This is a genomic window from Staphylococcus saprophyticus subsp. saprophyticus ATCC 15305 = NCTC 7292 (assembly GCF_000010125.1).
Classification (GTDB): domain Bacteria; phylum Bacillota; class Bacilli; order Staphylococcales; family Staphylococcaceae; genus Staphylococcus; species Staphylococcus saprophyticus.
In genome coordinates this window covers 2217458-2236911 of the sequence record NC_007350.1, presented here as the reverse complement: position 1 = coordinate 2236911, position 19454 = coordinate 2217458, and the positions used below count along the sequence as shown (strand labels likewise).

The window sequence follows — 19454 nt, the reverse complement described above, 5'->3', positions numbered from 1 at the left end:
GAGATGTTGATAATGGAATGGGAAATTGTAAATTTAGACATGACGTTTAAAGTAGATGCACCAGTAGAAGAAGTGTTTCGTGCCTGGACTAAGCCGAGTCTTTTTAAACAGTGGTTTATGACAACAGAAGAAACGAATAAAGTTGCCAAGAATCAATTTGAAATCAATGGAGACTGGGAAATTATCGATGTCAGAGAGGGCGTTGAATATAGAGCAATTGGCACGTATATAGATATTGTCAGTCCTTATAAATTGACGTTTTCATTTAAAATGCCTCAATTTAGTGAGTTAGAAGATATCATCACTGTTGAATTTGTTGATTTAACAGGAGCAACAGAAGTTAAATTTAACCAAGGCATCAAAGTTCCTTTTGAAGGCGACACAAACGATTTCGAAGCGGATAAGACAGAAGTCAAAAAAGAAATGGAAACAGGCTATAACTTGATGTTTGAGCGATTAAAACAGCTATGTGAAGGTTAATATTTACAGTGAAGTCACTTTTAGAAAGTACTTATAAGTAGTGACAAAGTTGAAGGTAATAGGTTTTGCCTAATTTGAGATTTAAAAGCCCAAGTTAAGTTTTCAATAACTCAACTTGGGCTTTTTGAATATTTAAGACATAAAACTCGAAATCGCATCTATCAAGCTATAAAGGCCTAAGAATGTAACGACAAGTACCACAATACCCCCGATTATATTGAGCCATAGCGTATTTACGTAATGACCCATCAAGTTTTTCTTATTAATTATGATGAAAATAAGAATGGCCACAATAGGTAAGATAATACCATTTAATGCTTGGGCCACAAGTAGCACTTGAAGCGGTTCAAAGCCTAAAGCTGAAGTAATAATACCGATAATGATGATGATCGTAAAAACAGTCTTATATTTCTTACTTTGCATCCCGCCTTGCCAACCTAATAAACTACTGATCGTTGCAGCGGCGCCTGCAGGTGATGCAATAGCTGAAGAGAGTCCAGCTGCAAATAATCCGATACTGATGGCGAATGGTGCTGCATTTCCAAGTACAGGTTCAAGCGGACCAGCGAGTTGAATCACACTTGTCACTTCTTTACCTTGTATTAAAGTAGCAGCAGTAATTAATATAGCTGCTGAAATAATACCACCAATAGAAATTGAAATGACGGTGTCCCAACGTGCATATTTTAATTCTTTAATATTGCCAAAACGTTCATGTACTGCAGTTGAATGTATAAAGAAATTGTATGGAACCACGGTAGTTCCTATCAGTGCGATGATTGTGATAATAGATCCGTTTGGAATTGTAGGCACAAACACACCTTTTAAAATAGCAACAATATCTGGTTGAATTACTATCATCGTAGTAATAAAGATAATGCCCATAATAACCATAAGTACAAGCATAATTTTTTCTAAAAAACGATAGTTGCCAAATAACCCAATGAGTAAAATGATGATACCGATGACAGGTGCTACCCAATGCTCTGGTAAATTTAATAAATAAGAAGCACCTAACGAAGTCCCGATTAAGTCACCACTGATATAGGCAGCACAACCAATTGTAACTGCTATTAATGTAAACCATACAATGATAAGTTTACCGATTCTATGTTTAAATAAATCCTGTATTGCTTCACCTAAACCTTCACGTGTGACGAGAGATAAGCGAATGATCATTTCCTGCAGCACAATTGTGGCTACAATAGAAAATACAACGGCCCACAATAAACTATAACCGAAACCGGCACCACCTTGTGTCATTGTGGTCACTGTACCTGGACCGATAAATGAGGCAGTGATAATCATTCCGGGACCGAGTGATCTTAAAATCTTCCCAGCTTCTTTAAACAATAGCACCACTCCTCAAATTATTTTGTTTGATTTAAATAAGCGACGTGGCCAGCAAGTACATATAACACTGCTGTAGAGACAAAATGAGCTGAGTTTTGATTGGCATCCATCATAGGATATACTTCCACGTAGTCCATGCCACCAAGCCCTAGTTTTCCGAATTCATGAATCATCGTAAGGAGTTCATAAGAAGATAACCCATTACCATCGACAGGACCACCAGGATTAAAGGCGAAGTCAAGTACATCACTACAGATAGTTAGGTAGACAACATCTACATCCTTGCTCGCTTGCGCGTAGATTTCGTGTGCATATGTTTTCAAGTCTTTAGCCGCTCGAATATCATTAATAGTTAAAGTTACTGCACCAGCTTCTTGTGCGAAGCGACCAGTTTCAGGCTTATTTCTAGGACCGTGTATACCAGTGTGAATAATACTTTCGTTGCGTATACCATCCGTTTCATAAAGTCTCATAAAAGGGGTGTTACGCGCATAAGGTTCACCTTCGTAATCAGGCATGTTGTCATAGTGCGCATCTAAATGAATGATGCCTACTTTTTTGCCTGTTTCCGTTAGTGCTTTCAGTATTGGATATGTCACACCATGCTCTCCACCAAAGCCAACTAAGAATTTACCACTATCCCAAAGCTTTTTAGCGAAATCACTAATATTGTCGTAACTTTGTTTATTATCGTGTGCTACAAAGGGCACATCACCAACGTCTCCCATCGTTAGGTGTTCACTGATATCAATGTGATTGAGCTCAGGTAAATATTGACTATAGCGAGCTGAACAAACACGAATTTGTTTCGGGCCCAATTCTACACCCGTATAATCGCCCCAAGTACTTTCACCTTCAAATGGTGCGCCATAAACGATGACGTCTGTATCTAATGTATTTGTCTGATTGAGATTCTTACTATTTAAAAAACACGGTACATTACCATAAATATTGTTCTTCATAATTGTACATCCTCCCTTTTGTTGTAAATAAGTATATAGATTATTAATTTGTATTTCAAATAAATCAGAAAATTCTAATTTTTGAAAAGTGAAGATATACTTAAATATTAAGAGGATAGCAATGAAGGTGTGATGGAGCAGCTTAAAATAAAAAAGTGAACCTCAGATATAACAATGAAGCGCAATAAATACAGCGAATATGGAAAACACTTAGATGCTATAACAAAAAAGCTATGAAGTCATCTCGCGTCATAGATGACTTCATAGCTAAGTTAAGTATATTATGAAAATTTGATTGATAACAATACATCATTTGATTATTCGTCGGATATAGTCCCTTAATATATAGGAATTATGCCCAACCACGGAAACGAGATGCTTCGGCAGTTCGTTTAATACCTAAGACATAGGCAGCTAAACGCATATCCATTTTTCTATCTTCTGCTAAATCATATATCGTATTAAACGCTTCAACCATTTTATCGCGTAATTTTGTGTTTACTTCTTCTTCTGACCAATAATAACCTTGATTATTTTGTACCCATTCGAAATAAGATACTGTTACACCACCAGCACTCGCAAGCACATCTGGAATAATTAAGACGCCGCGCTCAGTTAAAATACGTGTTGCTTCTGGTGTCGTTGGGCCATTTGCGGCTTCTGCTATAATTTTTGCTTTAATATGATGTGCATTCACTTCGTTAATTTGATTTGAAAGTGCGGCAGGAACTAAAATATCGCAATCGACTTCAAATAATTGTTCATTAGGAATAACGTTGTCATACAAATGTGTAACGCGGCCGTGTTGTTCCTTTAATTCAACGAGTCGGTCTACATCTAACCCATTAGAATCATGTAATGCACCAAAACTTTCAGAAATAGCTACAATTTTAGCGCCCATATCGTGTAAAATTTTTGCGATAAAGCTACCCGCATTACCGAAACCTTGAATTGCTACACGAGAGCCTTTAATGTCAATGTTTTTACGCTTGGTCGCTTCTTCAATTGTGATTACTGCACCTAATGCAGTTGCACGATTTCGTCCTTGTGAACCGCCTAATGAAAGTGGTTTACCTGTAATAAATGCAAACGCATTTGAGCGATTAATCTTACTATATTCATCCATCATCCAAGACATAATTTGGGGGTTTGTATAAACGTCTGGTGCTGGAATGTCACTTTCGGGACCAACAAATTGAGAAATTGCACGAACATAGCCACGAGATAAACGCTCTAGTTCTTGGTTACTCATTTGTCGTGGATCGCAAATAATACCCCCTTTACCGCCACCAAATGGAAGGTTAGTGATACCACATTTCATAGTCATCCACATAGATAGTGCTTTGACTTCTTCTTTATTAACATCAGGATGGAAACGAATACCACCTTTAGTAGGACCTACAGCATGATTGTGTTGGGCACGGTAGCCCGTAAACGTTTTTACAGTACCGTCATCCATGCGAATAGGGATGCGGACTTCTAAAAATCTTAAAGGTTCTTTTATAAGTTCGTACATACCTTCATCAAAACCTAATTTATGTAAAGCTTCTTTGGTAATTTCTTGAGTAGAAGTTACTAAGTCATTATATTCTGTCATTATAAAACTCCTCTATTTATTACTTAGATATTTAAAGTGATACATAGTTTATGTTAATAGCGTTGAGAATGAAAAGCAATACAAAGATCTGAATTTTTATAAAAGTTTGAAAATTCAGTTAATGTAATAGCGCTTTCTTTTAAGCTGGATGAATAAACTCAATTAATAATTTAGCAGTGGGATATCAAAGATACTATAACTTACTATTGACTAAATTTTCAGAAATCAATAAAATGTTTAATTATATCAAAAATCTATATTGAGTACTTAAAGATAAGGAGCACATTCAATGGAACAAACATCATTTAAACGTGCCATGAAGCAGCGCCATCTCATGTTATTAAGCTTTGGTGGCGTTATTGGTACAGGATTATTTTTAAGTTCTGGGTATACTTTACAACAAGCTGGACCTCTAGGGACTGTCTTATCTTATATAGTAGGTTCAATACTTGTTTATCTCGTCATGCTTTGTTTAGGACAATTGGCTATTAAACACCCTGTGACAGGTGGTTTTCATACATATGCGAGTAAATATATACATCCATCTATTGGCTACATTGTTGCGTGGTTTTATTGGTTGACCTGGACAGTAGCATTAGGTTCTGAATTTACAGCAGTGGGTATTTTGATGCAAAGGTGGTTTCCAGAAATACCTGAATATATCTTTGCTGCAAGTGCAATTATATTAGTATTAATTTTTAATATCATATCGACACGCTTTTATGCAGAAGTTGAATTTTATTTTTCTTTAGTTAAAGTGGTTACTATTATTGTATTTATTATCTTAGGCATATGTGTCATTTTAGGTTTGATACATTACAATGGTTATGAAGGTATACATACAGTGACTAACAGATATACGAATCCTACTTTTCCTAATGGTATAGGTGCGGTGTTCTTAACGATGTTAGCAGTGAATTACGCATTTAGTGGCACGGAATTGATCGGTATTGCTGCGGGAGAAACTGAAAATCCTAAACAAGTCATTCCTAAAGCGATACGTGCAACTTTATGGCGCTTAATTATCTTTTTTATCGGTACAATGGTTATTATTTCTATTTTAATTCCAAGTTATCAAGGGAAATCTTTGGAAAGTCCATTTGTAGTCATCTTTCAAAAAATGGGGATACCATACGCTGGAGATATCATGAATCTAGTCATTATCACAGCCTTATTATCTGCCGCTAATTCTGGATTATATGCAGCAAGTAGAATGATATGGAGTTTAGCCAATGAAGGGGTATTTCCAAAATGGTTCGGACAGTTGAATAAATATCGCATGCCTATCAACGCAACATTATTTAGTATGGTAGGTGGTCTGTTGGCTTTATTATCAAGCATCTATGCAGCGGATTCACTCTATGTTGTGCTGGTGTCCATTGCAGGACTCGCTGTAGTCATCGTGTGGATGAGTATATGTGTTGCTTATTTCAATGCTAAAAGGTATGATCCTAGCCTTAAAATTCATCAATCTATACCTATTATAGGATTTATTTTATGTTTAGTTTCATGTATAGGAATGGTTTTTGATTCTAATCAGGCACCTGCACTTTATTTCGGTGTACCATTCGCTGTCATAGCACTCATATATTATTTCATTAAGTATCATAAGAAAAGAGGTAATTAAATGCGGTTATTAGAAAAATTGAAAGCTCAATCGCCATTGGTACTAGATGGCGGTTTGGCAACAACATTAGAACAAGCAGGCTGTAGTTTGAAAACTTCATTATGGTCCAGTGAAGTTTTAAAAAATAACCCTACACAAATTAAACAAGCACATCAAGCATTTACGGATGTGGGGGCAGACATATTGCTTACAAGTACGTATCAAGCGAGTTACCAAACTTTTTCTGATATTGGGATGAAGGCAACTGAAATAGATCAGCTATATAATACTGCAGTAAATCAAATTATGGAAGCCACGACGGATACACAAGTTATCGTGGGTAGCTTAGGGCCATACGGTGCCTATTTAAGTGATGGTTCTGAGTACACAGGTGCATACGATTTAAGTAAGGAAGATTATTTTCAATTCCATAAAACGCGTATAGAAGCATTGGTTAAAAGAGGTATCAATGATTTTGTATTTGAGACCGTGCCTAATTTCGAGGAAATTAAAGCGATTGTTGAATATATTGTGCCACATTATACAAATCAGACATTTTGGTTATCTGTCACAGTTAATGAAGACGGTGATTTATCTGATGACACAGAATTTGAAAAGTTATGTGCTTATATTAAGCAATATGCTGAACGCATACCGGTGTTTGGTATTAATTGTTCATCCGTCGCGGGTATAAATAAAGCTATAAGCAAAGGACTGAAAAATGTACCTCAAACAATAGCGCTTTATCCTAATGGCGGTGCACAGTACAATGCAGTGGAGAAAGAATGGGAAAGTGTAGGTAATCAAGGTTTAATTGTTGAACAAATACCTGGTTGGTTAGACCAAGGCGTCAAGATTATTGGAGGGTGTTGTCAAACAACACCAGAGAACATTAAATCTATTAAAGAGGCTATAGAAACGCAATAAGTGCTTATAAAATATTTGTTCAAAGGTACGTTCATCGTATGTGAAATCAGAGCACACTTTTTATTTTAACGATGTCGTTAAGTAATAAAAGTGTGCTATTTTTTATTTCATCAAGGCACATGATATTTAATGGTTAAAAAAGAAATTCAAATATTAAAAATGAGATTATAGTTTATTGTTTTAATCAATTAAAGAGTTAAAAAATCAAAAATGTAAAAATACAAAATTATCAAAAATGATTTATAGCATTAGTTGTAATTTTCAGAAAAAAAGAATATTATACAACCAAGCATTATTGAGATATATGCATGTAATCATTACATTAGTTTATTAATTGATAACAAAGGGGCTAATAAGCTAAGGCGATATATTAATGATGCTTTAAAACAATTGGAATTGGGGCAAGATTTATGACAAATACTTTGAACAGAGAGTTGAGTAATAGACATATTCAACTTATTGCGATTGGTGGAGCTATTGGAACTGGCTTATTTTTAGGGGCTGGTCAGTCCATTAGTTTAACGGGGCCATCGATTTTACTCACGTATATTATTGTCGGTTTTGTATTGTTTATGTTTATGCGTGCAATGGGTGAGATGTTACTTTCTAATACAGAATATAAAACATTTGCAGATATTGCGCACGATCAGATTGGTCCGTTTGCAGGATTTGTAACCGGGTGGACGTATTGGTTAACTTGGATTACTTCAGGGATGGCAGAAATTACTGCAGTTGCAAAATATGTAGAATTTTGGATACCCGATTTACCAAATTGGGTCACATCTTTGTCTTGTATATTGATTCTTATGGCTTTTAATTTAACAAGTACAAAAATGTTTGGTGAATTAGAATTTTGGTTTGCAATTATAAAAGTTGTAACAATCATTGCATTGATAGTTATTGGTATTGTCATGATTGTATTTGCAATTCAAACACCTTTTGGTAAGACGGGGGTCTCTAATGTTTATAATAATGGTGGTTGGTTCCCTCATGGTGCATCTGGCTTTTTCATGTCATTCCAAATGGTTGTCTTTTCATTTACAGGTATTGAAATATTAGGTATAACAGCTGGAGAAACAAAAAATCCTGAAAAAACGATACCGAAAGCAATTAACAGTGTACCAATCAGAATATTATTATTTTATGTTGGTGCATTAGCGGTGATGATGTCCATTATTCCATGGCAAGATATTGATCCAAATAATAGTCCATTTGTAAGTTTATTTGCACTTATTGGTGTGCCATTTGCAGCGGGGTTAATAAACTTTGTGGTATTAACTGCAGCATCATCGGCATGTAATAGTGGTATATTTGCAAATAGTAGAATCTTATTTGGGTTATCTGAGAAAAAACAAACACATCATTTATTAATGAAAACAAATAAAAAAGGTGTGCCTTATATAGCAATATTGGTAACATGCGCTTTGTTATCTATTACGGTGTTATTAAATTATTTAATACCGAACGCAACACAAGTGTTCTTTTATGTCACAGCAATTTCAACAATTTTATTAGTCGCTGTATGGATGTTTATTGTTCATGCCTATGCAAAATACGTTAAAACACATCCTGAATTACATAAAAAGAGTGACTTTAAATTGCCCGGGGGTATTCATATGGCAAGAATGGTACAGCTATTCTTTGTATTCGTATTGATTATCTTACTTGTTGTACCAGAAACAAGAATGGGTGTTGTATTATCACCACTGTGGTTTATCTTACTTGGCTTGATTTATTTAAGATATACAAGAAAAGCGCGAAAATTAGAAGTGAATAACCAATCAGACCTAGGATTAAAATAAAATAAGATGGGAATAGCAGTACTATCAATTCATATGTGTTTCAAAATGAGGCGATTGTAAATCGAAAGGGGCATATTCATATGGAAGCTGTATATTCTAAAGATGAACAAGGTGCATATCAAACATTAAAAATAATCATTGAACAAGATGTAGCAACAGTGTTTAAACTTTTAAGCACAACAGAAGGTATTCAACAATGGTTTCCACAATTATCATTTGAAGACCGTCAAGTTGGTGGTAAGATGAAATTCCAAATGGATGGGCAAGACGACGAAGAAATGGAAATTACAGCCTTTGAAGAAAATGAAACAATTGGCTATACATGGGATATTGGTACCGTAAGGTTTGATTTACATGATGCTGGTAAAGAAACGGTATTGATTTTCGATGAATGTTTACCGTTTGCATTTCCACATATTATACTTGATTTTGCAGGCTGGCAGTTCCAAATGGAAAACATTAAGCAGGTTGCTGAAACTGGATCATCTATAGATCAACAAGCATTAGACTTTGATAGTAAAAAGCAAGAAATTGCAGAAAAATTAAATTTAAAATAATTCTTAAATATACAAAAAAGCATCTGTCAGTACAATTAATGTACTGACAGATGCTTTTATTTAACAGTATTTAGATTCAAGATAATTTAGAAAGCTTAAAATTTATCTTTTAAGTCTTTTGCTTTATCTTGAGCTTGATCTTTAACTTCTTTTTGTTTATCTTTGTCGTTTTTCACTTCGTCTACTTTGTCTTTTGCTTGGTCTTTAAAATCATCAAATTTACTCATTATAAAAGCCTCCTTTATGATTTGTGACACAAGTACTTTTCCACTTATATCATTAAACAAACATTTTTCTGATTATTTTTTGGGAATTTAAAAAATAAAAATTGAATTTGAATTTATTTTTAGCATGAAATAAGCTTTGTAGCGGTTGTGGATGGCTGAAGAAAAAATAAAAAAACAGAACAAACTTTAATAAAAAAAGTGGAGAAAATAGAGTTTATATTTTATAATATGGTAGATTATCAGCTAAATAATAACTTATCGGAGGTTTAATTATGGAATATACTTTACCTAATTGCCCAAAATGTGAATCTAGTTACACATATGAAGATGGTAACCTACTTGTTTGCCCAATGTGTGGTCACGAATGGTCTGAAACTGAAAATAAAGAAAATATGGAAGCGCAAATTACAAGAGATGTGAATGGTCATGAACTAGTAGATGGTGATTCGGTCACTGTGATTAAAGATTTGAAAGTAAAAGGCACTTCATTTGTCATAAAACAAGGTACTAAAGTGAAAAGTATCCGTATCGTAGAACCTGAAGATGGTCACGATATTGATGCTAAAGTGGATAAGATTGGTCTAGTTGGATTGAAATCGTCACTTGTTAAAAAATTAAAAAACTAATATTGGATAAAAATAGGGAGTGCCGCAGAAATGTTATTTTGCGGCACTCCATTGTTATATGTTACTTTTAATCATTTGATTTCTGTTGGATGTATTAATGATTATAAGTTTATCAATTGCTGGTGCTTGGGTAATGTATCGCTTTTCTACCATGCATAAAGTAGTAAAGGATAATGGATGCAATGACTACAATAGCCATCGTGATATATAGATAACGATATCCCATGATTGGCACCATGATACCTAATACGAATGGACCAATACCAGCGCCAAAGTCAGTAAACATGTAGAATGTTGAGGTTGCTAAACCAATTTTATCAACAGGTGATTGTTGAATGGCAATGGCTTGCGCACTTGGGACAATCGTTCCATAACCGATACCTACAAATATAGCTGAAATAAGTAACAATAGACTTGTGTGTGTGATTGCTAACAGTACTAAGCCAATTGCAAAGCTACATAACACAGGGTACATGACTTTATTTTCACCATAGGCATCATAAATTTTTCCTGTAAATGGACGTGTAACAAAGGTGCTGACTGCATAAACAATAAAGAAGAAACTAGATGCAGTCGCTAAATTTATTTGTTCCGTATAAACAGTTAAGAAAGACAATACGCTTGAATAAGCAATGCCGACGAATATAACGACAAATGAAATAGGTAGTGCTTCTTTTTGAATGTATGCACGAATGCCTTTATTTTCTACTTCATCGTTGTTCTCAACAGGTGGTTTTGGTAATCCTTTAATAAATAGTGCGGCAATGAACGCAATGATGATGATAACCAAACTAACAATGAAAATAGATTCGAAACCGAATCGTTGGTTCAATACAATGCCACAAAAAGGACCAATTGCTGATGCTGTGGTAACACTGAGGGCGTAATAACCGATGCCCTCACCTTTACGTTTTTCAGGAATAATTCTTGATGAAATTGTTCCAGTTGCTGTCGAAGCCAAACCAAACGCTATCCCATGTAATAGTCGCACAAGCATTAATAAAAATAGACTGCTAATAAGGAAATATAAGCCAACAGTAATAATTGAAAAGATAATGCCGAATAGCAATACTTTTTTAGGTTGTAGATTGTCAATTACGCGCCCAGATGCTAAACGACCGAAAAGCATACCGATGATAAAGATACCGGCAGCTAAGCCACCCATACTTTCGGATGCATGGAATTTATCAATGGTAAATATAGTTACGGTAACAATTAACGTATAATGAATTAAATACATTAAAAAATTTACAAAGGTAATAGAGATAAAATCTTTCGACCAGAGTTTATCATACATAAGAAGACCGTCCTTTAATTATTTTTTCATACACTATTTATTATAATGATTAACGTGTGCTAATGTAAAATTAGTATTTTTAATATTTATATAAGAAACGCTTATGTAAAAAGGGGTGAAGTTATGAATTTTGAACAATTAGCTTATGTTAAAAAAATTTATGAAACAGAATCCATCGTTCATGCTTCGGAAGCGATGCATATTAGTCAATCTGCAATGAGTCAATCGATTGCAAATTTAGAAGCAGAACTTGGCTATAAACTGTTTGATCGATCTCGAAAAGGCACGTTGCCAACTGAGGTAGGTAAAAAAATAATCCCTTTAATCATTGATATTTTAGAAGCAAAAACACATTTAATATCAGAGGTTGATGCCATGCATTCAAATATTGCAGGCTCACTTAAAATTGCGACGATACCGACATTATTTAACAAAATTATACCCAAAGCATTGTCTACCTTTAAAAAGGATTATCCACACATTGAGGTTGAAGTGATTGAAAGTGACAGAGACAAAATTATGAAAATGGTAGAGGACAATGAGGTGGATATTGGCTTGATTGGGAAGACTGAAAGTGAAACATTTGGGCAGACCATCGTCTCTAATTCGCTTAATATATCTACAAATTTCAGATTGATTGTACCTAAAAAATCTAAATTATCATTACAAGATACGGTTGAAATGGAAGCTATTCAACAATATCCATTTGTATTATATGACCGCAATTTTTATCATCATAATTTTAAGCAATTTGAAGATGAAAATGGTCCGCTGAAAATTGTTTTTCGTACAAATAATCCTAGCGTTTTGATAAAAACAGTATCTGAAGGGTTAGGTGTCAGTATTGTTTCTAGTTTGATGCTTGAAGATGATCCGTTTATTTTAAATGGTCTCATTGAAATGTTACCTATTGGTGCGCCTTTTGACTATTATATTTATTTTACTGCTATCACTCATTCAGATAGAACAAATGAACAAACGATTCGAACGTTTATTGATTATTTAAGAAAGTGAGTATAAGGCCTAATAAAAACTGACTTTGTCGACAGTTTTTGTGCACGCTTTCCGCAGGCACCACCTTAGCCTGTAATCTTCGGTTAGCGTTTTTTCCAGAAGTCGTCCCTAATAACAGCCTTTATGGTATGAAAAGCATAATACGCTACAAATTTAAAGGTATTGATAGTTATTTTAAGTAATAACATAAATATGACAATAGACAAATCCGACACATGAATAGGTGGGGTTGTCTATATCAAAAAAAGGCCCTAATAATAGGGCCCGTTTTTGGTTTATTGAATCTTATTCAAAAAATGATGGAAGTGCGATAAATCGGATATTTGATGGTTACATAATGTGCTATCAAAACAAATGTAGTCACCTTTTTTGGTATATTGGCCATCATTGCCAGTACGTGTTTTTCGCATAAATAGAGCAACACGGGATTCTTTATTGCAAATAGAGCAGAAACTTTTGACAGTTTGGTTAGAAATGTCTCCGTATACACCGTTTAATTTTCCAAAGTTATCATAATAAATGATGAATTTTCTATTTGAAGCAATATCATTCCAACCGATATACGTACTTGTTTGTAGCACTTCATCACTGATAAGTGGTGTTTTTAGCTTTTTAACTTTTTTAAAAAGGTTAGTGACTTGTTTATTACTCGGGTGTTCAAATGGCTTAACATACATTTGTATGGTCGTTAAAATTTTTTGAGCTTGTTCTTTGGTAAGTTGTACATTCATAAGCTTTTCAACGTTTGAACGAATGGTAGTGTTTCTTGAGTTAAATGTACTAAGTATTTCATCACGTGTGACATCTTTGATTGAAGCGATTGTATTGGGATCGTTGACCGAATTATAAGCATTGACTAAATGTGCAACGCGTTCTTTTATATAGTTAAATTGATAAGGGTAAAGTTGTTTTTCCATTTTTATTAGTTCCTCTCACATAAATATAGCTTACATGCATAAGTTAGATGCCTTGTGATAAGGAATTAAATTACAAAGCATCGACTACGTTAATCGAACACTTTGTATTAATAATGTAGCATTTTTGTGCAACATATCATCATCTCCATATATGTTTAATAATTATCTTATAACAGGCTATCGTTTATGTGTCAAATCCGGTTTAATAATATAATATTGAAATCGCAATCAATTATTGTGTGGACTATATATTTTTAAAATAAATGTTCTTTCGATATATACAATAAAGCGTTTTTATAATATAATATAGGTGAAAATAAGGTTATTGTACACGAGGGAAATACATTACAGTTTCTGTAATATACAAGGGAGATAGAAATATGAAAAAAATTATGATTACTGGTGCATTAGGACAAATTGGAACTGAGTTAGTTGTAAAATGTAGAACATTATATGGAAATGACAATGTCTTAGCCACTGACATTAGAGAACCTGAAGAAGGCTCTGCACTAAAAAATGGTCCATTTGAAATTTTAGATGTGACAGACAAAGCACGTATGGATGAATTGGTTGAATCATTCAAACCAGACACAATGATGCATATGGCTGCATTATTATCAGCAACTGCTGAGAAAAATCCATTGTTTGCATGGGACTTAAATATGGGTGGTTTAATGAATGCATTAGAAGTAGCACGTGAATATAAATTACAATTCTTTACACCAAGTTCTATTGGTGCTTTTGGTCCGTCAACACCTAAAGTTAATACACCTCAAGTTACGATTCAACGTCCTACATCAATGTATGGTGTGAATAAAGTTGCTGGAGAATTGCTATGCCAATACTACTTTGAAAAATTTGGTGTAGATACACGCAGTGTTAGATTTCCAGGTTTGATTTCGCATATTAAAGAACCAGGTGGCGGCACAACAGATTATGCTGTAGATATTTATTTTAAAGCAGTTAGAGAAGGGCAATACTCAAGCTTTATCGCGAAAGATACATTTATGGATATGATGTTTATGGAAGATGCCATTAATGCGATTATCCAATTAATGGAAGCAGATGGTGTTAAATTAATTAATCGTAATGCATATAATTTAAGTGCGATGAGTATTGAACCAGAAATGGTTAAAGAAGCGATTCAGGAATATTATCCAGACTTTAAATTAGATTACGACGTAGATCCAGTTAGACAATCCATTGCAGATAGTTGGCCAAATAGTATTGATGTAAGTTGTGCTAGAGCAGAATGGGGCTTTGATCCTCAATATGATTTAAGTGCAATGACAAAAGTGATGTTAGACGCTATAGAAGGCAAAGAGAAAGCAGAAGTAAAATAAAGCATACATTTTTTGAAGCTCGGACATAGTTTGATATACAGTTGTTAAGCATTTCACTATTTTAGGTGATGACATTAACGAAGTGTATGTCGACTATAGGTTCTGCTTCTTTTTTGTTTAAATAACAGCGATTTTAATACAAAATGCGAGCAATTAAACCATAAATTAATGTACGAACAGTGGTTTGATTATCCAAGATACATATTGTTGGTTTATTTGAAATTTTTTGAAAATTATTGAACACAGACTAGTGGATTGGTATAATTTAATATAATACTTAAGAATAAACATTGGGAGGAAGCAGTCATGTCAGAAAAAATTAAATTTGTACAGCGTGAAACACTTAAAGAAAAACCGGATCCAAGTGAATTAGGTTTCGGGAAATACTTCACTGATTATATGTTGAGTTTCGACTATGATATCGATCAAGGATGGCATGATTTAAAAATTGTACCTTATGGTCCAATAGAAATTTCTCCAGCAGCACAAGGTATTCATTATGGTCAATCTGTATTTGAAGGCTTAAAAGCTTATAAACATAATGGAGAAGTTGATTTATTCCGTCCATCAGAGAACTTCAAGCGTATTAATAAATCGTTGGCACGCTTGGATATGCCACAAGTAGACGAAGAAGTGGTATTAGATGGTTTAAAACAACTTGTAGATGTTGAACGTGATTGGGTACCGGAAGGTGAAGGACAATCATTATATATTCGTCCATATGTTTTTGCGACAGAAGGTATTTTAGGTGTACGTCCTTCATACTCTTATAAATTATTAATTATATTATCTCCATCGGGTTCATATTATGGTGGTGCATCACTCAACCCAACTAAAATTTATGTCGAAGATCAATATGTGCGTGCCGTACGCGGCGGTGTAGGTTATGCTAAAGTTGCAGGTAACTATGCAGCAAGCTTATTAGCGCAATCTAACGCTTCAGCTCAAGGTTATGATCAAGTACTTTGGTTAGATGGTGTTGAACAAAAATACGTGGAAGAAGTCGGAAGTATGAATATCTTCTTCGTTGAAAATGGTAAATTGGTAACACCAGAATTAAATGGTAGTATTTTACCGGGTATCACACGTAAGACAGTGATTGAGTTAGCTCAAAACTTAGGCTATGAAGTGGAAGAACGCAAAGTATCTATCGATGAATTGATTGAAGCGCACAATAAGGGCGAATTAACAGAAGTATTCGGTACAGGTACAGCAGCAGTCATTTCTCCAGTAGGCCAATTAAAATACGGTGAGACAGAAATCGTAATTAATAATAATGAAACTGGTGAAATCACACAAAACTTATATGATCATTATACTGGTATTCAAAGTGGTAAACTTGATGATCCACAAGGATGGAGAGTCGTAGTACCAAGATATTAAAATTGATCCTAAAAAGGTTGGTAACGCGCATGCGTTACCAACCTTTTTAGGATGATATCTATTTGAATGACGGCCGCTAATCGATATTAATTTTTTGAAATGTCATTCGCTACATCTTCGTTGATGCCTTCTTTAAAATTTTGTATGAATACATCGAGACTATCAAAAAAGCTAACAGCAAATAAGGATAAAATAATCACGGCAATGCCTTTATACCAACTTGACGGTGACATCGGTTTGTCCCTTTTCGAAAAATAAATACCGATTAAAATGCTAACGATAATAAAAGTAATTGCATAAATCATCATACGCTTACCCCTTTATTAATCGAATGAAAATAGTTGTAGCTGGTTACTTTTGTGTGTTTTCTCTGTTTTCAGCTTGCTTTACGCCATTTTCTCCACCTTGCTTAATGTCATCTACATGATAGAATCCATTGACAATGACCATGGCAAATGCAATGACACCGATACCTTTAAACCAACTTGATGGTGACATGGGTTCATCTCTTTTTGAAAAATAGATACCAATACATACTGCAATAATTACAAATACTATAAAGTAACCCATTTTAAAAACCCCTTTGTAATATTTAAATGTTTTTGCACAATTTATATTTTTTGACATTATGATAACATAATACGTATAGAACGCAAATTAAGTTAAGTATCAGATACATGCAATTAAATCAAATTCAGTTACAATATTTGTTTCGTGTGACATTTTTGTACTAAAATATAAAGCGTGAATTATTTTAATTAAGCGAAATTATAGGAGCTGTTCAAGCATGAAATGGATTTTATTTGATAAAGATGGCACGATTATATATTTTGATCGTAGTTGGATGAAGATTGGGCTACAATTAGTAGATGATTTTATGGAAAAGTATGATCAAGATATTGATGATAAGTCAGCAGCATATGCACATTTAGGTGTGGTTGACGGTGAAATACAGCCGGGTACAATCATGGCTTCAGGTGCACTGGATGAAATGGTGCAAGCGTTTTGTGATATTGCTGGTCAAGATGTCACAAAATGGGCACAAGCGCGCAGTCAAACTTTAGTAGATAATAGGGTGCCTGAAAATGTATTGGTTGAAGGTATCGAGGATACGTTAAAAACATTACAGAATCAAGGATATAAAATGGGCATTGTTACAAGTGATTCGAAAAAAGGTGTCGAGCAATTTTTAGAGATTACTCAATTTAATCACTTTTTTGATGTTATTATTTCAACCGAAGCGAATGCAGTCGAAAAGCCAAATCCAGAAGTATTAAATCCATTATTTAATCAATATGATGTTGCTCCTGAAGACGTCGCTATCGTTGGTGATACAGCAAATGATATGCAAACGGGTGTTAATGCACAGCTCGGATTAAAAGTTGCGGTGTTAACTGGTGTAGGATTAGCAGAGGAATTTACCCAAGCGGATTATACTGTAGAAACAGCAAATGATATCGTAAAAATATTAAAAAAATAGGCGCAGTGTCTAAAATATGTCATAATATGCTTAACGTATATTATGACTTTTTTAATATTTAATTTTAAATATTGAGGTGATCAAAATGATTGATGGGAAGTATGCAGATTATCATGGCGAGACGTTTAAAGTTGTGGAAATGATAAGTAATGACGTGGTGTTGGTCACTGAAGATGAACGAGCGTTAGATATAGGGTTTGAAGCTAAAACAATAAAACATTCTAAACATACATTATATTTTAAACAAGTAGCACGTGATGATATCGATGAGCTTTACGCATTATATCAAGAAGCGCGATATGGTGGTGCAATCTTTGATTTGTATCAAGATACGGAAGGTCAACTATATATCGGAACAGAAGACCAAGATAAGGCAAGTACCTTTGGTTTAGCACAAACGGATGAACATTATTACAGTAAATATGTGACAGACGATGAAATTGAAAAAATTATTTACCGTAGCCATATTGAGTAATTTACTGTTATACGCATAAAAAGTCACTCCGACCAAAACCTAGTGGAGTGACTTTCTTTTAAAATACTGAATTTAACGTTGATCGACTTTACGATATGTTTCGATGACGTTGCGAATTTTGTCAATAACTGGGTTGAGTGTTTCAGGATCTTCGTGCAGATCATATTCATTAATATTGACTCGAACAACTGGACAAGCATTAAACTCGCTAATCCAATCTTCATAACGTTGATATAATTTTTGCCAGTATGCGGTATCCGTTTCAATTTCCATTTGACGGCCACGTTGTTGAATACGATTGATGACATCGTCATAATCGCACTCTAAATAAATTAATACATCTGGTTTAGGGAAGTAAGGTGTCATGACCATTGCGTTAAACAATTCAGAATAAGTTTCAAAGTCTTCAGGACTCATCGTACCTTGTTCTTGATGCATTTTCGCAAAAATATCGACATCTTCATAAATAGAACGGTCTTGAATAAAACCGCCACCATATTCAAACATTCGTTTTTGTTCTTTGAAACGTTCTGCTAAAAAATAAATTTGTAAATGAAAACTCCAACGCTCAAAATCATTATAAAACTTATCCAGATAAGGGTTGTGGTCTACGTTTTCAAATGAAGTTCTAAAATTAAAGCGCTCTGCTAAAGCTTTTGTTAATGTTGATTTACCAACGCCTACAGTTCCGGCGATAGTAATGACAGCATCTTGCGGGATACCGTAATTATTCATGCTCATGTCCTCCAATCAGTGGCTTCACTAATTCTAAAATATAATTATAATCGTTCTCATACTTCATAAAATCAAGGTGTGTCGTATCAATACGTATGACACGTTCACCATCGTTCTTTAAAGATTCGTAATAGTCATTGTAATCACGTTTTAAATTTAATAAATAATCATCTGCAATTTGATGTTCAAAGCTCCGATTACGGTGCGCAATACGTGATTTTAGTGTAGCCAAATCAGCGTCTAAAAAGATAATCATATTAGGCATTTCTAAATCTTCGGTTAAAATATCATAGATTCTTGAAAATTTATTGTATTCCGTCGTAGTTAAGGTATTATTTGCAAAAATTTTATTTTTATAAATATGGTAATCACTGACAATACCGTTTTCAATTAATGCGAGATCTTGAAATTGTTTATATCGATTACATAAAAAGAACATTTCTGTTTGAAAGCTCCATTTGGAAATATCTTCATAAAAATCTGATAAAAATGGATTTTCTGTGATAATTTCTTTTTCTTCATAATATTTATAAGTTTGACTAAGTTTATGTGCTAAAGAAGATTTTCCGACACCAATCGGACCTTCCACAGCAATAAATTGTTTTTTCATATTTACCGCTCCAATGTTAAAATAGACAATAAATATTGTACCATATGTGAGGTGTGTGAGATA

21 protein-coding genes are annotated in these 19454 nt (G+C 34.1%); 11 read left to right on the top strand and 10 right to left on the bottom strand.

Features of this window, described 5'->3' with window-relative positions; genetic code table 11:
* Window positions 1-12: 12 nt before the first annotated feature.
* The gene (locus SSP_RS10880) at window positions 13-480 is read left to right on the top strand and encodes an SRPBCC family protein (RefSeq protein WP_011303808.1); all 468 of its coding nucleotides are present in this window, start codon (window positions 13-15) and stop codon (window positions 478-480) included.
* A 132-nt stretch (window positions 481-612) separates the two neighbouring features.
* On the opposite strand, the gene SSP_RS10875 is transcribed toward SSP_RS10880, so the two are convergent.
* The 3 genes from SSP_RS10875 to SSP_RS10865 all read right to left on the bottom strand — a co-directional run bounded on the left by SSP_RS10875 (window position 613) and on the right by SSP_RS10865 (window position 4392).
* Window positions 613-1833, bottom strand: coding sequence for an Nramp family divalent metal transporter (locus SSP_RS10875; RefSeq protein ID WP_011303807.1), 1221 nt, complete (start codon window positions 1831-1833; stop codon window positions 613-615).
* A gap of 17 nt (window positions 1834-1850) precedes the next feature.
* On the bottom strand, window positions 1851-2795 hold the full coding sequence (locus SSP_RS10870; protein WP_011303806.1) for an agmatinase family protein: 945 nt from the start codon (window positions 2793-2795) through the stop codon (window positions 1851-1853).
* 352 nt (window positions 2796-3147) lie between these two features.
* Window positions 3148-4392 carry a Glu/Leu/Phe/Val family dehydrogenase gene (locus tag SSP_RS10865; RefSeq protein WP_011303805.1) on the bottom strand — a complete coding sequence of 415 codons (1245 nt, stop codon included), beginning with the start codon at window positions 4390-4392 and terminating at the stop codon, window positions 3148-3150.
* Between the two features lie 289 nt (window positions 4393-4681).
* On the opposite strand from SSP_RS10865, the gene SSP_RS10860 reads away from it, so the two are divergent.
* The 4 genes from SSP_RS10860 (at window position 4682) to SSP_RS10845 (ending at window position 9284) form a co-directional block, all read left to right on the top strand.
* On the top strand, window positions 4682-6019 hold the full coding sequence (locus tag SSP_RS10860) for an amino acid permease (protein ID WP_002484114.1): 1338 nt from the start codon (window positions 4682-4684) through the stop codon (window positions 6017-6019).
* Entirely contained in the window at window positions 6020-6925 is a 906-nt protein-coding gene (gene mmuM / locus SSP_RS10855) for a homocysteine S-methyltransferase (RefSeq protein ID WP_011303804.1), read from the top strand.
* 410 nt (window positions 6926-7335) lie between these two features.
* Entirely contained in the window at window positions 7336-8727 is a 1392-nt protein-coding gene (locus tag SSP_RS10850; protein WP_011303803.1) for an amino acid permease, read from the top strand.
* Window positions 8728-8807: 80 nt separating this feature from the next.
* Window positions 8808-9284 (top strand): SRPBCC domain-containing protein, encoded by a 477-nt coding sequence (locus SSP_RS10845; protein WP_011303802.1) that lies wholly within the window; start codon window positions 8808-8810, stop codon window positions 9282-9284.
* A 95-nt stretch (window positions 9285-9379) separates the two neighbouring features.
* On the opposite strand, the gene SSP_RS13295 is transcribed toward SSP_RS10845, so the two are convergent.
* The gene (locus SSP_RS13295) at window positions 9380-9511 is read right to left on the bottom strand and encodes a hypothetical protein (protein ID WP_002484110.1); all 132 of its coding nucleotides are present in this window, start codon (window positions 9509-9511) and stop codon (window positions 9380-9382) included.
* A 272-nt stretch (window positions 9512-9783) separates the two neighbouring features.
* Here SSP_RS13295 and SSP_RS10840 point away from each other — a divergent pair, with 272 nt between their 5' ends.
* Window positions 9784-10137, top strand: a complete 354-nt coding sequence (locus SSP_RS10840; RefSeq protein ID WP_011303800.1) for a zinc ribbon domain-containing protein YjdM — start codon at window positions 9784-9786, stop codon at window positions 10135-10137.
* A gap of 112 nt (window positions 10138-10249) precedes the next feature.
* Here SSP_RS10840 and SSP_RS10835 read toward each other — a convergent pair whose 3' ends face one another.
* The gene (locus SSP_RS10835) at window positions 10250-11434 is read right to left on the bottom strand and encodes an MFS transporter (RefSeq protein WP_011303799.1); all 1185 of its coding nucleotides are present in this window, start codon (window positions 11432-11434) and stop codon (window positions 10250-10252) included.
* 123 nt (window positions 11435-11557) lie between these two features.
* Between SSP_RS10835 and SSP_RS10830 the strand changes: the two genes are divergently transcribed.
* A complete protein-coding gene (locus SSP_RS10830) occupies window positions 11558-12448 on the top strand; it encodes a LysR family transcriptional regulator (RefSeq protein ID WP_011303798.1) in 891 nt (296 codons plus the stop codon).
* Between the two features lie 275 nt (window positions 12449-12723).
* Here the strand turns inward: SSP_RS10830 and SSP_RS10825 are convergent, their stop codons facing one another.
* Window positions 12724-13365, bottom strand: coding sequence for a FusD family fusidic acid resistance EF-G-binding protein (locus SSP_RS10825; RefSeq protein ID WP_011303797.1), 642 nt, complete (start codon window positions 13363-13365; stop codon window positions 12724-12726).
* Window positions 13366-13745: 380 nt separating this feature from the next.
* Here SSP_RS10825 and SSP_RS10820 point away from each other — a divergent pair, with 380 nt between their 5' ends.
* Both SSP_RS10820 and SSP_RS10815 read left to right on the top strand, forming a co-directional pair.
* A complete protein-coding gene (locus SSP_RS10820; RefSeq protein ID WP_011303796.1) occupies window positions 13746-14708 on the top strand; it encodes an NAD-dependent epimerase/dehydratase family protein in 963 nt (320 codons plus the stop codon).
* A 306-nt stretch (window positions 14709-15014) separates the two neighbouring features.
* Window positions 15015-16091: a branched-chain amino acid aminotransferase gene (locus SSP_RS10815; RefSeq protein ID WP_011303795.1), complete on the top strand. Its 1077-nt coding sequence runs from the start codon at window positions 15015-15017 to the stop codon at window positions 16089-16091.
* 86 nt (window positions 16092-16177) lie between these two features.
* Here SSP_RS10815 and SSP_RS10810 read toward each other — a convergent pair whose 3' ends face one another.
* Together SSP_RS10810 and SSP_RS10805 are read right to left on the bottom strand one after the other, a co-directional pair.
* The gene (locus tag SSP_RS10810) at window positions 16178-16399 is read right to left on the bottom strand and encodes a hypothetical protein (protein WP_011303794.1); all 222 of its coding nucleotides are present in this window, start codon (window positions 16397-16399) and stop codon (window positions 16178-16180) included.
* Between the two features lie 43 nt (window positions 16400-16442).
* Complete coding sequence (locus SSP_RS10805) at window positions 16443-16661, bottom strand: hypothetical protein (protein ID WP_011303793.1); 219 nt, start codon at window positions 16659-16661, stop codon at window positions 16443-16445.
* Between the two features lie 217 nt (window positions 16662-16878).
* Between SSP_RS10805 and SSP_RS10800 the strand changes: the two genes are divergently transcribed.
* Window positions 16879-17571: an HAD family hydrolase gene (locus SSP_RS10800; RefSeq protein WP_011303792.1), complete on the top strand. Its 693-nt coding sequence runs from the start codon at window positions 16879-16881 to the stop codon at window positions 17569-17571.
* Between the two features lie 85 nt (window positions 17572-17656).
* Window positions 17657-18046, top strand: a complete 390-nt coding sequence (locus tag SSP_RS10795; RefSeq protein WP_011303791.1) for a hypothetical protein — start codon at window positions 17657-17659, stop codon at window positions 18044-18046.
* A 72-nt stretch (window positions 18047-18118) separates the two neighbouring features.
* Here the strand turns inward: SSP_RS10795 and SSP_RS10790 are convergent, their stop codons facing one another.
* Both SSP_RS10790 and SSP_RS10785 read right to left on the bottom strand, forming a co-directional pair.
* Window positions 18119-18781, bottom strand: a complete 663-nt coding sequence (locus SSP_RS10790; protein ID WP_011303790.1) for a deoxynucleoside kinase — start codon at window positions 18779-18781, stop codon at window positions 18119-18121.
* Window positions 18774-19391 carry a deoxynucleoside kinase gene (locus SSP_RS10785; RefSeq protein WP_002484098.1) on the bottom strand — a complete coding sequence of 206 codons (618 nt, stop codon included), beginning with the start codon at window positions 19389-19391 and terminating at the stop codon, window positions 18774-18776. The genes SSP_RS10790 and SSP_RS10785 overlap by 8 nt, the downstream gene beginning before the upstream one ends.
* Window positions 19392-19454: the final 63 nt, after the last annotated feature.

Coding starts and splice junctions, on each gene's coding strand:
- SSP_RS10880 (WP_011303808.1), top strand. CDS start 13: ATGGAATGGGAAATTGTAAATTTAGACATGACGTTTAAAGTAGATGCA.
- SSP_RS10870 (WP_011303806.1), bottom strand. CDS start 2,795: ATGAAGAACAATATTTATGGTAATGTACCGTGTTTTTTAAATAGTAAG.
- SSP_RS10865 (WP_011303805.1), bottom strand. CDS start 4,392: ATGACAGAATATAATGACTTAGTAACTTCTACTCAAGAAATTACCAAA.
- SSP_RS10860 (WP_002484114.1), top strand. CDS start 4,682: ATGGAACAAACATCATTTAAACGTGCCATGAAGCAGCGCCATCTCATG.
- mmuM (WP_011303804.1), top strand. CDS start 6,020: ATGCGGTTATTAGAAAAATTGAAAGCTCAATCGCCATTGGTACTAGAT.
- SSP_RS10850 (WP_011303803.1), top strand. CDS start 7,336: ATGACAAATACTTTGAACAGAGAGTTGAGTAATAGACATATTCAACTT.
- SSP_RS10845 (WP_011303802.1), top strand. CDS start 8,808: ATGGAAGCTGTATATTCTAAAGATGAACAAGGTGCATATCAAACATTA.
- SSP_RS13295 (WP_002484110.1), bottom strand. CDS start 9,511: ATGAGTAAATTTGATGATTTTAAAGACCAAGCAAAAGACAAAGTAGAC.
- SSP_RS10840 (WP_011303800.1), top strand. CDS start 9,784: ATGGAATATACTTTACCTAATTGCCCAAAATGTGAATCTAGTTACACA.
- SSP_RS10835 (WP_011303799.1), bottom strand. CDS start 11,434: ATGTATGATAAACTCTGGTCGAAAGATTTTATCTCTATTACCTTTGTA.
- SSP_RS10830 (WP_011303798.1), top strand. CDS start 11,558: ATGAATTTTGAACAATTAGCTTATGTTAAAAAAATTTATGAAACAGAA.
- SSP_RS10825 (WP_011303797.1), bottom strand. CDS start 13,365: ATGGAAAAACAACTTTACCCTTATCAATTTAACTATATAAAAGAACGC.
- SSP_RS10820 (WP_011303796.1), top strand. CDS start 13,746: ATGAAAAAAATTATGATTACTGGTGCATTAGGACAAATTGGAACTGAG.
- SSP_RS10815 (WP_011303795.1), top strand. CDS start 15,015: ATGTCAGAAAAAATTAAATTTGTACAGCGTGAAACACTTAAAGAAAAA.
- SSP_RS10810 (WP_011303794.1), bottom strand. CDS start 16,399: ATGATGATTTATGCAATTACTTTTATTATCGTTAGCATTTTAATCGGT.
- SSP_RS10805 (WP_011303793.1), bottom strand. CDS start 16,661: ATGGGTTACTTTATAGTATTTGTAATTATTGCAGTATGTATTGGTATC.
- SSP_RS10800 (WP_011303792.1), top strand. CDS start 16,879: ATGAAATGGATTTTATTTGATAAAGATGGCACGATTATATATTTTGAT.
- SSP_RS10795 (WP_011303791.1), top strand. CDS start 17,657: ATGATTGATGGGAAGTATGCAGATTATCATGGCGAGACGTTTAAAGTT.
- SSP_RS10790 (WP_011303790.1), bottom strand. CDS start 18,781: ATGAATAATTACGGTATCCCGCAAGATGCTGTCATTACTATCGCCGGA.
- SSP_RS10785 (WP_002484098.1), bottom strand. CDS start 19,391: ATGAAAAAACAATTTATTGCTGTGGAAGGTCCGATTGGTGTCGGAAAA.